Source organism: Clostridium gallinarum (assembly GCF_014836325.1).
Taxonomy (GTDB): domain Bacteria; phylum Bacillota; class Clostridia; order Clostridiales; family Clostridiaceae; genus Clostridium; species Clostridium gallinarum.
Genome location: NZ_JACSQZ010000024.1, coordinates 1 through 13,337 on the forward strand (window position 1 = coordinate 1; position 13,337 = coordinate 13,337).

14 protein-coding genes are annotated in these 13,337 nt (G+C 27.7%); 6 read left to right on the plus strand and 8 right to left on the minus strand.

The features are described 5' to 3' along the window. Positions 1-443: hypothetical protein (locus H9660_RS07975; RefSeq protein WP_191749849.1), on the minus strand; the 443-nt coding region annotated here is incomplete at its 3' end. Between the two features lie 402 nt (positions 444-845). On the opposite strand from H9660_RS07975, the gene H9660_RS07980 reads away from it, so the two are divergent. From H9660_RS07980 to H9660_RS07990, 3 genes are all read left to right on the plus strand, one after another. Further along, positions 846-1,175 carry a DUF3784 domain-containing protein gene (locus H9660_RS07980; RefSeq protein ID WP_191749850.1) on the plus strand — a complete coding sequence of 110 codons (330 nt, stop codon included), beginning with the start codon at positions 846-848 and terminating at the stop codon, positions 1,173-1,175. 232 nt (positions 1,176-1,407) lie between these two features. Continuing rightward, positions 1,408-1,743 (plus strand): PadR family transcriptional regulator, encoded by a 336-nt coding sequence (locus H9660_RS07985; protein WP_191749851.1) that lies wholly within the window; start codon positions 1,408-1,410, stop codon positions 1,741-1,743. 1 nt (position 1,744) lies between these two features. Further along, a complete protein-coding gene (locus H9660_RS07990; RefSeq protein WP_191749852.1) occupies positions 1,745-2,572 on the plus strand; it encodes a permease prefix domain 1-containing protein in 828 nt (275 codons plus the stop codon). A gap of 68 nt (positions 2,573-2,640) precedes the next feature. On the opposite strand, the gene argF is transcribed toward H9660_RS07990, so the two are convergent. The 4 genes from argF to argJ all read right to left on the minus strand — a co-directional run bounded on the left by argF (position 2,641) and on the right by argJ (position 7,115). Next, entirely contained in the window at positions 2,641-3,561 is a 921-nt protein-coding gene (argF, locus tag H9660_RS07995) for an ornithine carbamoyltransferase (RefSeq protein WP_191749853.1), read from the minus strand. A 142-nt stretch (positions 3,562-3,703) separates the two neighbouring features. Beyond that, positions 3,704-4,861, minus strand: a complete 1,158-nt coding sequence (locus H9660_RS08000) for an aspartate aminotransferase family protein (RefSeq protein WP_191749854.1) — start codon at positions 4,859-4,861, stop codon at positions 3,704-3,706. Positions 4,862-5,026: 165 nt separating this feature from the next. Then, on the minus strand, positions 5,027-5,881 hold the full coding sequence (gene argB / locus H9660_RS08005) for an acetylglutamate kinase (protein ID WP_191749895.1): 855 nt from the start codon (positions 5,879-5,881) through the stop codon (positions 5,027-5,029). Positions 5,882-5,894: 13 nt separating this feature from the next. Then, positions 5,895-7,115 (minus strand): bifunctional glutamate N-acetyltransferase/amino-acid acetyltransferase ArgJ, encoded by a 1,221-nt coding sequence (gene argJ, locus H9660_RS08010; RefSeq protein WP_191749855.1) that lies wholly within the window; start codon positions 7,113-7,115, stop codon positions 5,895-5,897. Positions 7,116-7,271: 156 nt separating this feature from the next. Here argJ and H9660_RS08015 point away from each other — a divergent pair, with 156 nt between their 5' ends. After that, on the plus strand, positions 7,272-7,622 hold the full coding sequence (locus tag H9660_RS08015; protein ID WP_191749856.1) for a four helix bundle protein: 351 nt from the start codon (positions 7,272-7,274) through the stop codon (positions 7,620-7,622). 100 nt (positions 7,623-7,722) lie between these two features. On the opposite strand, the gene argC is transcribed toward H9660_RS08015, so the two are convergent. Genes argC through H9660_RS08030 form a run of 3 tightly spaced genes read right to left on the minus strand, consistent with a single transcriptional unit; the run spans position 7,723 to position 11,383 of the window. Next, the gene (gene argC / locus H9660_RS08020) at positions 7,723-8,769 is read right to left on the minus strand and encodes an N-acetyl-gamma-glutamyl-phosphate reductase (RefSeq protein ID WP_191749857.1); all 1,047 of its coding nucleotides are present in this window, start codon (positions 8,767-8,769) and stop codon (positions 7,723-7,725) included. Continuing rightward, positions 8,757-10,157 (minus strand): argininosuccinate lyase, encoded by a 1,401-nt coding sequence (gene argH, locus H9660_RS08025; protein ID WP_191749858.1) that lies wholly within the window; start codon positions 10,155-10,157, stop codon positions 8,757-8,759. The genes argC and argH overlap by 13 nt, the downstream gene beginning before the upstream one ends. Positions 10,158-10,159: 2 nt before the next feature. Beyond that, the gene (locus H9660_RS08030; RefSeq protein WP_191749859.1) at positions 10,160-11,383 is read right to left on the minus strand and encodes an argininosuccinate synthase; all 1,224 of its coding nucleotides are present in this window, start codon (positions 11,381-11,383) and stop codon (positions 10,160-10,162) included. A gap of 645 nt (positions 11,384-12,028) precedes the next feature. On the opposite strand from H9660_RS08030, the gene H9660_RS08035 reads away from it, so the two are divergent. Continuing rightward, on the plus strand, positions 12,029-12,727 hold the full coding sequence (locus H9660_RS08035) for a gluzincin family metallopeptidase (RefSeq protein ID WP_207729440.1): 699 nt from the start codon (positions 12,029-12,031) through the stop codon (positions 12,725-12,727). A gap of 258 nt (positions 12,728-12,985) precedes the next feature. Continuing rightward, positions 12,986-13,321, plus strand: coding sequence for a DUF3784 domain-containing protein (locus tag H9660_RS08040; RefSeq protein WP_191749861.1), 336 nt, complete (start codon positions 12,986-12,988; stop codon positions 13,319-13,321). Positions 13,322-13,337: the final 16 nt, after the last annotated feature.

Below are 13,337 nucleotides of genomic sequence, written 5' to 3' on the forward strand. Positions count from 1 at the left end.
TTAGAATAAGATAAATTGCTTGCAATCTTTAATATTTTTTCATCAAACTCATTAGTAATTCTCATTCTAGGTTTAATACCTAAGAATTGCCCAAAAGGACAAAAAGTCGAATTGCAAGCTTTACATGTAACTCTGTACAGGTAAAATTCAATAACACCGCTACTACTACGTATTTTGCGATTTCTTTTACCACGGCGCACGAATTCACATTTTTCAAAGCAATTAGGACACTCCCATGGAACCATTTTGTTTTTTAATTCATTCCATTTACTACCTAAATGATTGTCCAATATATTTTCTTGAATACTATCTATTATAGTGCCAATAATTTCAGTAGTAGTTGTTTTTAAGGTTTTAGTAACTGTATCAATTATTTCATTGACTGATACTTTTTCTTGTGATAAATTTAAATTTACAAGAATATCAATATTTTTGTTGAGCATAGAGATCATTCCTTTCAGGTTTGTGTGCAACTCTATGCTCTTATTTTTTTATGATTTTGTCAAATGTCACAATAATATTCTACTATCAGGAAATTATATCTATGGACAAGTTGTGGATAAATTTATTAGAGTAGTAAAATTCGTAGTGTAAGAAATAGAGCTTTTATAATTTCCTTCCTTCAGTTTGTAAAGAGATAAACATTGTATGACGGCGACTTGGAGCGCATGCGACGGAGCAAGGAATATAATGTTTATCTCTTTTTTACTAATTCAATTATAAATTTAATACTATAATATAAAATATGACTGAAAAAACTTTAATACTTGATTATAATAAGGTTATGATTATAGAAGTTACTTTTTAAATTAATATATAAAATTATAAGGGGAAGAGGGATATATATGAGGAATGTAGATATATATGGATTAGTTATGATTACTATCTTTATAGGAGGATTTTTTACTTTTTTAGGGTGGGTAATTAAAAGTCAAAATGCAGGAGATATGTTAAATGGATTTGATGCAAAAAAATATAACAAAGATAAAGTATCAATGATAATAGGTAGAGATATGTTAAATGTAGGTCTATTAGTTATATTTTTAGGAATTATTGGTATGTTTTTGAGTAGTAAGTTTTATAACTATATAACTTTTTCACAAATTAGCATTTTCTTATTAGGGATTATTAAAATTATGTATGATATGGATAAAAAGTGTAGAAGAAAAAGGTAATTAGAAAATATTAAAATATTAAGAAGTAAAATGAATTATTATAATAAAATTTTAATTTATATAATAGATTTAATATATTATTCAAAAAAGGCACTCGAAAAGAGTGTCTTTAATATTTTTGGAATATTAAGAATAGATTGGAAATAGTACTTGATAATATAATGTACTTTATATTATAATGAATAAGTACTTAATAATATAAAGTACTTTATTATAAAAGGAGGCTTATGAAATGGAATTCGATAAAGAAGTTCTTAAGGGCTACGTCGATGTTATTATTTTATCTGTATTATATGATGAAGATATGTATGGATATTTAATAGCAAAGAAAATTAAAGAAAAATCAAAAGAAGAATTTGAAATGAAAGAAGCTACACTATATGTATCACTAAAGAGATTAGAAAAACGAGGTTATATAAAAGGGTATTGGAATGATACTAAAGGAACAAGTGGGGGAAGAAGAAGATATTATTCTATTACTGATGAAGGTAAAGAAAATTATCTTAGAAGCTCTAATGAGTGGAAAGCTTTAAAAAATATTTTAGATAATTTTATGGAGGTAAAGTAATATGAATAAAATAGAAGAATATGTAGAAAAAATCTACAAGAAATTTGATGAAAAAGATGAAGAAACAAAAATATTAAAAGAAGAAACTAAAGTTCATTTGTTGGAAGAAGTAAAAGAATTAAGAAAACAAGGATTAAGTGAGAATGAGAGTATTGAAAAAGCAATTACTAATTTTGGTGAAGAAAAGACTGTCATAAAAGAAATGAGTTTAATATTAAAAAAACAAAGCAAATTTATAAATGTACTTAAAAAATTTACTATAATATTATTTATCATTGCATGTGTATGTTTATCTATTAATATAGCAGATCAATTCATAAATAGGAATGAATCAGATATTTACACTGCAGATGAAAATACAACGACTTATATATTTGATGTAATAGCAAAGAAAATTAAAAATGAAGATACTCTTGATTCAAACTTAAAAAATGAAATTACTCAATTACTTGATGAGTTCAACGCTAAACATAACAACGGCTTATATTATCTTAAAATAGCAAGAGAAGATATGCCAGATATAAATTATGAATATAAAATAGATATTCCAGAAGGTAGTATAGAGGGGGAATATGGTAGTGTTATGGGGGTATATAGTGAAAAAGGAATAGAATGGGGGATTGATTCAAATACAACATATGAACAAACTAGTTATGATTATAAGGCACATTCAGATGCGAGGAATAAGATGATAAACAGAATACCAAATAGATTAGGTAGAATATCCAATTATTTATTTGTAGTTACAATAGTATTATTCTGTATCTATTTAATGAGTAATATATATCTTAAAAGAACATTTTTGAGAAATCGATTTTTAAAAATATAAATATATTAAGGATTAAAGCCCAGGAGATATTTTGAAATATTCCATGGGCTTTATATATTAGTAGGATATTATTTTAATAACTTTACTAAAATAGATTTTTGGACATGAAGTCTATTTTCAGCTTCTTCAAAAATTATATCAGCATGTTTTTCTAGGATTTCCTCAGTAATTTCTTCTTCTCTATGAGCAGGCAAACAATGCAAAACAATAGCATCATCTTTTGCAACTTTCATAAGTTCAGAATTTACTTGATAGCCTTTAAAAGCTTTTATTCTTTCCAAAGTTTCACTTTCTTGTCCCATACTTGCCCAAACATCAGTAATCACTACATCAGCATCTTTTGCAGCTTCTTTAGGATCATTAACTATATTAAAATTAAGATTATTATTTTTAGCTATTTCAATACCTTTATTAATATAATCTTCTTTAATCATGTAGTTATTAGGAATAGCTAGAGAAATATCCATTCCAGAAGTTAGGCAACCTATTAATAAGGATTGAGCCATATTATTTCCATCTCCTATATAAGCTACTTTTAAACCTTCTAGAATATTTTTATTTTCTCTTATAGTCATTAAATCGGCTAAAATTTGGCAAGGATGTTCATCATCAGTAAGTCCATTTATTATAGGAATACTAGAACATTCAGCAAGGTCTGATACTTCCTTTTGAGAAAATGTTCTTATCATAATTCCATTTAAATATCTAGATAAAACCCTTGCAGTATCTTGTATAGGCTCCCCACGACCTATCTGTAAATCACTAGAACTTAAGAAGAGCGGATATCCTCCAAGTTGATACATACCAGCTTCAAAAGACACCCTAGTTCTTGTAGAAGACTTTTCAAATATCATTCCAAGAGTTTTACCTTCAAGATGATGATGCTTAATTCCATGTTTAAGTTCATATTTTAATTGATCAGCTAAATTTAAAATATCTAAAATTTCCTCTTTAGATAAATCCTCTATTTTTAATAAATCTTTATTCATAAATACCCCCAAAATTATAATTAATAATGAAAAATTAAGAATGAAGAATTATGGAAGTAATTTGTCCCAAATTACTAAAATTTAATTTATAAAACTCCTAAAGGAGTTTTTTCCGAAATTCTACATTTTACATTCTTAACTTTTAATTTAAACATTGTTTTATTATCTCTGCGCCTTTTTTTATTTCTTCTTTGCTTATTACTAGTGGTGGAAGTAGTCTTAGGACATTTTTTCCTGCTGTTAGTATTAATAGTCCTTTTTCTAAGGCTTGTTTTTGAATTTCTGATGAGTTTCCTTCTATTTCAATTCCTATCATAAGGCCTTTTCCTCTTATTTCTTTTATAAGAGGTGAGTTAATATTTTTTAATAATGATACTAAATATTCACCTTTTTCTTTTATTTCAGTTAATGTTTCTTTAGTACATATTTTATCTAAAACTACTAAAGCACCTGCGCATGCTACAGGGTTTCCACCAAAGGTTGTTCCATGATCACCTGGATTAAAGGTTTCTGATAATTTTTCATTGCAAAGAAATCCTCCAATAGGTAGTCCAGCTCCAAGTCCTTTAGCAACTGTAACTATATCTGGGTTAATATTAAAGTGTTCATATCCAAAGAGTTTTCCAGTTCTGCCTATTCCACATTGGACTTCATCGAAGATTAGTATAATATCTTTTTCTCTACAAGTTTCATAAACACTATTAACAAAATTATAATTTAATGTATTAACACCACCTTCTCCTTGGATAGCTTCCATCATGACAGCACAAACATCAGAAGTTAATTTGTTTTTAAAATCTTCTATATTATTAGTTTCAAAATAATCAAAACCCTCAGGAAAAGGGAAGTAGTAATTATGAAACTTATCTTGTCCTGTAGCTGTCAGTGTTGCTAAGGTTCTTCCATGAAAAGATTGTTTTAAGGTTAAAATCTTATTTCTATTTTCACCATATTTATCAAAACTATATTTTCTAGCAAGTTTTATAGCCCCTTCATTTGCTTCAGCGCCTGAATTACAAAGAAAAATTTTATCCATATTAGCTAAAGTAGTTAATTTTTTTGCTAGAGAAAGAGTAGTTTGATTTAAGAATATATTTGAAGTATGCTGTAAAGTACATACAGCATTAGTTATAGCTTCAGTCCATTCATAATCAGCATATCCAAGACTATTTACACCAATTCCACTTGTAAAATCTATATATTCAACACCGTTATCATCATAAAGACAAGAACCTTCCCCTTTAACTAAGTTAACAGGAAGATAAGCATAAGTTGACATCAAAGGTAAATTATTTCCCATTTAAAAAACCCCTTTCTAAAATTAAAAATTAAGAATGAAGAATGTAGAATTGTTGTTGTAATTTGTTCCAAATTACTGAAAATATAGGAATTTATAAACTCCTTCAGGAGTTTTTTCGTTAATTTTACACTTTTCATTATTCATTTTACATTGTGCGATAGCACACTAAAATATCATTGTTCCGATTCCTTCATTTGATAGTAGTTCTAGTAATATTGAGTGGGGAAGTGTTCCATCAATTATATGAGTCTTTTTAACTCCCATTCTAATGGCTTCAACGCAGCAATCTATTTTAGGAATCATTCCTCCATTTATAACTTTATCAGCTTGAAGTTTTTTTATTTCATGTGGATGTAATATTGACATTAAGGTTGATGGATCCTTTGAATCTGTCATAACTCCTGGTACGTTAGTTAAAAGTAGTAATTTTTCAGCTTTTAAAGCAGAGGCAAGTTTTGATGCACATATATCTGCATTAATATTATAGGTTTCAGAGCAATCTTCACTTATAGCAACTGAACCTATTACAGGAATATATCCAGAGTTTAAAGCATTATTTATAATTTCAGTGTTTATAGAAGTTATTTCACCAACATAGCCTAAATCAACATTACTTTCTAGTTTCTTAGCTTTTATGAAAGCTCCATCAATTCCACATAGACCAAGAGCTTTTCCGCCTACTCTTTCTATTAAAGAAACAATGCTTTTATTTACCTTTCCTCCAAGAACCATTTGGACAATTTCCATAGTTTCTTTATCTGTATATCTAAGTCCATTTATAAACTTACTTTCTTGTCCTATTTTATTTAGAAAATTAGATATATCTGGGCCACCACCATGAACTATTACAGGCTTAATACCAACACATTGTAATAGTACTATATCAGTTGCAACGCTTTCTCTAAGTTCTTTGCTAGTCATTGCGTTACCACCATATTTTATTACTACTATTTTTCCTGAAAGGGATTGAATGTAGGGAAGTGCTTGAGTTAATATTTTAGCATGTTCTAAATGATTCATTTTTACATCTCCTTTAACTTCTATAATCTCCATTTATTTTTACATAATCATAACTAAGGTCACATCCCCAAGCTATAGATGAGCATTCACCAGAATTCATATTGATTAGAATTTTTATTTCATCTTGCAATAATATTTCTTTTGCCTTTACTTCATCAAAAGGAAGAGGCATACCATCTTTACATATTTCAATTTCTCCAGTAGAGCTTTCAAAAGATAGATCAACTTTATTTGGATTAATATTTACACCAGCATATCCTAAGGCGCATAATATTCTTCCCCAATTAGCATCACTACCAAAGATTGCAGTTTTTACTAAGGGAGAGTTTATAACACTTTTAGATAAAATTTCAGCATCTTTTTCACATTTGCAGTTGCTAACAATACATTCTATAAGCTTAGTAGCACCTTCACCATCTTTAGCAATCATTCTAGCTAATATAATATTAAGTGTGTTTAAAACATTAAGAAAAGTATAGTAGTTTTCATCTTTTTTAGTTATTTTAGAATTTTTAGCTAAGCCATTAGCTAATACTAATACCATATCATTTGTACTAGTATCACCATCAACACTAACTCTGTTATAGCTAATTTTAACGCTTTCTTTTAAAGCTTCATTTAACATTTCCCCAGAAATATTTAAGTCAGTAGTTATGAAAGATAACATAGTGCCCATATTTGGTTCTATCATCCCAGAACCTTTGGACATAGCCCCAATTGTAATTTTTTTGTTGTCTATATAAAATTCAAAAGCAAGTTGTTTTTTATAGGTATCTGTAGTCATTATTGCTTTTGCAGCATCATCAAAACCATCTTTTGATAATCTTTCTGACAATAGAGGAATTCCATCCTTTATTGCATCAATATTTAAAGGAACACCAATAACACCAGTAGAGGCTACTAAAACATCAGTAGTTTTAAGTTTAAGAGCTTTCCCCGTAAGCTCTGTCATTCTTTTAGCCTTAGACAAACCATCATCACCTGTACAAGTATTAGCATTTCCACTATTTATAATTATGGCTTGAGCCTTTTTGTTAATTAAATGCTCCTTTGTTATGTAAATAGGAGCTCCTTTAACCTTATTTTTTGTATAAACCCCAGCAGAAGAAGCTGGAACAGTTGAATATATAAGAGCTAAATCTAGCTTTAAATTATTTTTTTTAAGTCCACAATGAATTCCAGATGCAAGGAATCCCTCAGGTGAAGTTACACCACCATTAGATAATAAATTCAAGATAAGTCCCCCTTTTTTAAATGTAAAATTAAAAATTAAGAATTAAAAATTAAGGTTATAATTCAACAAGTTGAATTATGAATATATATTAAATTAATTATGATTTTTGAATATCTAGAACAACTTTATGTCCATACTCATAAAGAGGTGATATAGTTGTCTAAAAATATAGTATTAGATAAAAGTTTTAATTTTGGATTAGATATTATAAAACTATATTTAAGATTAAAAAGTGAAAAAGAATATATTCTATCAAATCAATTAGTTAGATCAGCAACATCAATAGGTGCAAATATAACTGAGGCTCAATATGCTCAAAGCAAGAAAGACTTTGTAAACAAAATGAATATTGCTTTAAAGGAAGCAAATGAATCAGAGTATTGGCTTAAATTATTATGGAGGGCTGAAATAATAAGTGATAAAGATTATAAACTATATCATGATGAATCATCACAAATAAAAGCTTTATTAATTAATATAGTAAAAAATAGTAAAGATAGGATTTAAGAATATTTAAATTTCAAAGAATGAGAAATTAATTTCTAAATTCCGATTATGAGGAATTTAATCCTTAATTCTACATTCTACATTTTACATTTTTCATTTCTTAGTGTCCTGCGGACACTAAGAACAGCCCTTGTTTTTCTTCAAATCCGCATATTATATTCATGTTTTGAATTGCTTGTCCTGCAGCTCCTTTTATCATGTTGTCTATAGCACTTACTATAATAATTCCATCTTTTCTATGGTTTAAATGTAGAGAAATATTACAGTTGTTTGTGTATTTAACGTCTTTAATTGAAGCTGTATCTCCTAAGGGTAGTATATTTATAAAGAATTCATCTTTATAAAAGTCTTTATATAAATCATAAATTTCTTGTAAGTTTATTTCTTCATTGGAATTTTTCTTTGGATTACAGTAGATTGTTGATATTATTCCTCTGTTTATTGGTAGTAGGTGAGGAGTAAAGGTGATTTGAACTTTTTCTTCTGCAATTTCTGATAGACATTGCTCTATTTCTGGTGTATGTCTATGAGCTCCTATACCGTAAGGAGAGAAGTTTTCGTTAAGTTCAGGGTAGTGGGACTTTAAAGTAAGGCCTCTACCAGCTCCTGTTGCTCCTGATTTTGAGTCGCAAATTATATTATTAGTATCAATTAAGGAGTTTTTTAGTAAGGGCATTAAGGCAAGTTCTATTGATGTAGGGTAGCAGCCCGGATTTGCGATTATTTTATATTCCTTAATTTTCTCTCTATTAAATTCAGGTAAGGCATATATACTTTTTTCATGAAGTTCTTTAAATTTATAATCTTTGCCATACCATTTTTTATATTCTTTTTCTTTTTCTAATCTAAAATCAGCCCCAAGATCTATTAAAATTTTATTTTCTTTATAAACTAAGTTTGCTATTTCCTCACTTAAGCCATGGGGAAGAGCAGCAAAAATAACTTCACATTTTTTTATTACTTCTTCTTGAGTTTCACATACTAAATTAGTTACTCCATAGAAGTTTTTATATATATTTGAAATTTCTTCACCTTCATATGAAACAGAGCTAATGGCTTCTATTTTAACTTTTGGATGATTTAATAAAAGTCTTAAAAGTTCAGCACCTACATAGCCTGTTGCCCCAATTATTCCTACTTTAAGCATTTAATAGCCTCCTTAGTTTTAGTTATTGATTCTAATAGTAATTCAAGTTGTGTTTTAACTGAAGAGGAGCTAGGTCCACCAAAGACATTTCTTTCTTCTACGCAATTTACTAAATCTATTGCTTCATATATATCTTCTTCAAATATAGGAGAGAAGTTTTTAAATTCTTCTAAACTTAAATCGTCTATCACTATATTTTCTTTTATACAATGAAGAACTATAGCACCAACTATTTCATGAGCTGTTCTAAAAGCTAAGCCTTTTTTTACTAAGTAATCTGCCACATCAGTAGCATTAGTAAAGCCTAAGGAAGCTCCTTTTCTCATATTATCTTTATTTACTTTTAATGTATTTAACATACCAGCAAAGGTTTTAAGAGAAAGGCTTGCTGTGTCTAATGCATCAAATAAAGCTTCTTTGTCTTCTTGCATATCCTTGTTATAAGCTAGTGGTAATCCTTTCATAACTGTAAGAAGAGTAATTAAATCCCCATAAACTCTTCCAGTTTTACCTCTAACAAGTTCAGCTACATCAGGATTTTTCTTTTGAGGCATTATACTACTGCCTGTACTATATTCATCTGATAATTCTATAAAACTAAATTCATTAGTTGCCCAAAGAATAATTTCTTCAGAAAATCTCGATAAATGCATCATTATCATAGATAAAACAGAAAGTGCTTCAATAGCATAGTCTCTATCTGATACTGAATCTAAACTATTTATTGTAATTTGTGCAAAGCCTAAATCTTTTGCAATCATATGTCTATCTAAATTATAGGTAGATGTAGCTAAAGCACCACTTCCTAAAGGCATTTCATCTAACCTTTTATAGCAATCTAAAATCCTACTAAGATCTCTTTTAAACATTTCTGAATAAGCTAAAAGGTGATGAGAAAAGGTTATAGGCTGAGCCTTTTGCATATGAGTGTAACCAGGCATTATAGTATTTACATTTTCACAAGCCTTTTTATATAAAATTTCTTGAAGATTAATTACATCATTAGATAAGCTTATTAATGCATTTTTTAAATAAAGCTTAGTATCTAAAGTTACTTGGTCATTTCTACTTCTTCCTGTATGAAGTTTTTTTCCTTCATCACCAATATAGTAGGTTAGAGTAGATTCAATAAAGCTATGAATATCTTCAGAAGAATCATCTATTTTAATTACTCCCTTTTCAATTCTTTTTAATATTGTTTCTAAACCTGCAGCGATTTTTGTGCTATCTTCTTTTGGAATTATATTTTGCTCTCCAAGCATTTTTACATGAGCTAAACTACCTAAAATATCTTCTTTATACATTCTTGAGTCAACTCTTATAGATGAATTAAAATCATTAACTAAAGAGTTTACTCCTTTTTCAAAACGTCCACCCCAAAGCTTCATAACTATTTACCAGCTTTCTTTAATGCTTCATTCATTTTTGATTTCACTGTGATAGGTAGTCCAAATAAATTAATAAATCCTGCAGAGTCTTTTTGATTATAAACAGCATCTTCTCCAAAGGTAGCATATTCTTCACTATATAATGAGTAAGGAGAGGTCATTCCAGCATTAACAATATTTCCTTTATATAATTTTAATTTAATTTCACCAGTTACTGTTTCTTGAGTTTTATTAACAAACTCTGTTAGTGCTTCTCTAAGAGGTGTGAACCATTGTCCATTGTAAACAAGTTCTGCAAATTTTAAAGCAATAATTTCTTTATAATGAGAAGTTTCTTTATCTAAACAAAGTTCTTCTAAATCTTTATGAGCCTTGTATAAAATACTTCCACCAGGAGTTTCATATACACCTCTTGATTTCATTCCAACTAATCTATTTTCAACCATATCCATTATTCCTATGGCATTTTCTCCACCAATTTTGTTAAGTTTTTCTATTAAAGTAGTTCCATCTAAATATTCACCATTTAAAGCAATTGGAATACCTTTTTCAAATTTCAATGTAATATAAGTTGGAACATTAGGTGCTTTTTCTAAAGTATTAGATAGTTCTAATATTTTTTCATAATTAGGTTCATTAGCTGGATCTTCTAAATCTAAGCCTTCATGACTTAAATGCCAAAGGTTTTTATCCTTGCTATAATTAGTTTCATAACTTATTGATATAGGAATTTCTCTATCTAAAGCATATTTAATTTCTTCTTCACGAGATTTAATATCCCAAATTCTCCATGGTGCTATAATATCCATATCAGGTGCAAAGGCTTTAACAGCAAGTTCAAATCTAACTTGGTCATTTCCCTTACCAGTACAACCATGACATATAGCATCAGCACCTTCAGATAATGCAATTTCTACTAATCTTTTTGCAATTATAGGTCTTGCAAAGGAAGTTCCAAGAAGATATTTACCTTCATAAATTGCATTAGCTTGAATAGTAGGGAATATATAATCTTCCACAAATTCTTTATTTAAATCCTCTATATAGCACTTAGATGCCCCAGTTTTAAGTGCTTTTTCTTCTAATCCTAGAAGCTCGTCCTTTTGACCTACATTTCCAACAACTGCAATTACTTTGCAGCCATAGTTTTCCTTAAGCCAAGAAATAATAATAGAAGTATCAAGACCTCCAGAATAAGCTAGTACCACTTTATTATATTTTTTCATATTTAATTGCCCCCTCTTTAATTATCAAAAAATTCAGTACATTCAAAATTATATTTATAATAATACGCCTTAAAGTATAATTATGCAAGGAGAATTTTTATAATTATGCAAATTATATGTATAAATAATAAAAAACAACCTATATTCATAAAAATATTTTATAAATATGTAATATTAAATTAAATATGAGTGATTTTATAATGAATAATTTATAATGTTAATAAATAATTAAGTAAAAATTTTTAGGACTTTAATAAAAAGTTATTTAAAAATTAATATAAATTACAAAATATATACTCTTTAGAACTAATAGTAGTATATTTACAAAATATGTTACAATTAACTTATAAGTATCTGATGAGAATTAATTACATCACTTTATAAAAGTGGGGAGTAAGGTAATAAATTTATAAATTTAATATCCAAAAAGAAAGTATTCTTATAACAGGGGGAAGTGTTATTTCCATTATGGAATTTATAATTGAAGGAAATTTAGAAAATCAAAAAAAATTATGATTGAATTCGAGGAGCTAAAGAGAAGATTGGAGTTTTTAGAAGATAGAATTAATGAAGAGTAAAAAGTTGCAATTGTATTAAGTTGCGATGGACTTATAATAAATGAAAGTAAATAAAGGGGATGAATTTATGTGGAAAAAAGTTGAAAGTGAAAACTACATATTTAATTTTTTAAATGGTAGCATTGCAGAAAAAGAAATAAATGAAATCATACTATGTCAAGAAGGATGTTTTAAATATATAACAAATGTTTTACAGACTAATTTTAAAGGTAAAATAGAATATTACCTTTGTGAAACAGCTAAACAGGTTGGTGAATTATATGGTGATAATGAACCTTGTAATGGATTTGCAAGATTACCTAATAAGATTTATGCAGTATATAATAATGATATAAAATGCATTGGATTTCATGAAGATGCTCATATAATTTCATATGGAATAAACATCCCTAATTCAGCTGCAATTAGGGAAGGCCTATCAATGTTTTTTGATAGAAAATGGCATGGTTTATCAAACTTAGATTGGGTACAGTTTTATGTCAATGAAAATGAATATATAAGCATTGTAGATATGATAGAGGATGAAACATTTTATAATATTGACTGCAATATTTCATATCCTATTATGGGTGCATTTACTGAATATTTAATTTTAAGACATGGGATAGAAAAATATAAAAAGTTCTACTCATTTAAAGAAATTAAAGAAGGATTTTTAAATGTATTTGGTCATGATATAGAAGTTTTTGAGAAGCAATTTAAAGAATACATGAGCCTAGTTGGAATAAGTGAAGAGTTACTTACCTTAATGAAAAAGTTAAAGTAATACCAACAACAATTTTAATTTATTAAGAATATAAAATAAATAACAAGTTATAAAAATACAGTATTATTCAAATGTGAATAGTACTGTATTTTTTAGAACTTAATTTAAAAAAATGAATCAGACATTAATATTGGGGACGCGAATTAATAAAGTGTTTACAAAATATGTTATAATAAACTTATAAATGTATTATAAAATATGTTGGTTTAGTTTAAAAAATATTCTATAAGTTAGAACTTTACATAGGAGATGAGAATAGTGAATATAGGATACATAGTTTGCATGATATTTATTGTACTTTTTACTTTGATTTGGAGTATTTTTGCTGTATTAGGAGAAAAAGCAACAGTTTTAATTAGTGGGTTTAACTTAAAATCAAAAGAAGAAAAGAAAGAATATGACACAGAACGAATGAGTAAAGATTATAGAAAGTCTATGATTATTTGGATAGTAATTTTTTTAGTAGGAGCACTAGGTTCTTATTACATAAATCAATACTGGTCAGTTATTGCATTTGTAATTTGGTTAATTATCTTTTTAAAAGATGTACATTTAGATGAAGAAAAAGCTTTTGAAAAATATAAAAGAAAATAGATTAAATAGAGTATAT

Coding starts and splice junctions, on each gene's coding strand:
- H9660_RS08000 (WP_191749854.1), bottom strand. CDS start 4,861: ATGGGAAATAATTTACCTTTGATGTCAACTTATGCTTATCTTCCTGTT.
- H9660_RS07990 (WP_191749852.1), top strand. CDS start 1,745: ATGAATAAAATAGAAGAATATGTAGAAAAAATCTACAAGAAATTTGAT.
- H9660_RS08035 (WP_207729440.1), top strand. CDS start 12,029: ATGTGGAAAAAAGTTGAAAGTGAAAACTACATATTTAATTTTTTAAAT.
- argB (WP_191749895.1), bottom strand. CDS start 5,881: ATGAATCATTTAGAACATGCTAAAATATTAACTCAAGCACTTCCCTAC.
- argC (WP_191749857.1), bottom strand. CDS start 8,769: ATGCTTAAAGTAGGAATAATTGGGGCAACAGGCTATGTAGGTGCTGAA.
- H9660_RS08030 (WP_191749859.1), bottom strand. CDS start 11,383: ATGAAAAAATATAATAAAGTGGTACTAGCTTATTCTGGAGGTCTTGAT.
- argH (WP_191749858.1), bottom strand. CDS start 10,157: ATGAAGCTTTGGGGTGGACGTTTTGAAAAAGGAGTAAACTCTTTAGTT.
- H9660_RS07980 (WP_191749850.1), top strand. CDS start 846: ATGAGGAATGTAGATATATATGGATTAGTTATGATTACTATCTTTATA.
- H9660_RS07985 (WP_191749851.1), top strand. CDS start 1,408: ATGGAATTCGATAAAGAAGTTCTTAAGGGCTACGTCGATGTTATTATT.
- argF (WP_191749853.1), bottom strand. CDS start 3,561: ATGAATAAAGATTTATTAAAAATAGAGGATTTATCTAAAGAGGAAATT.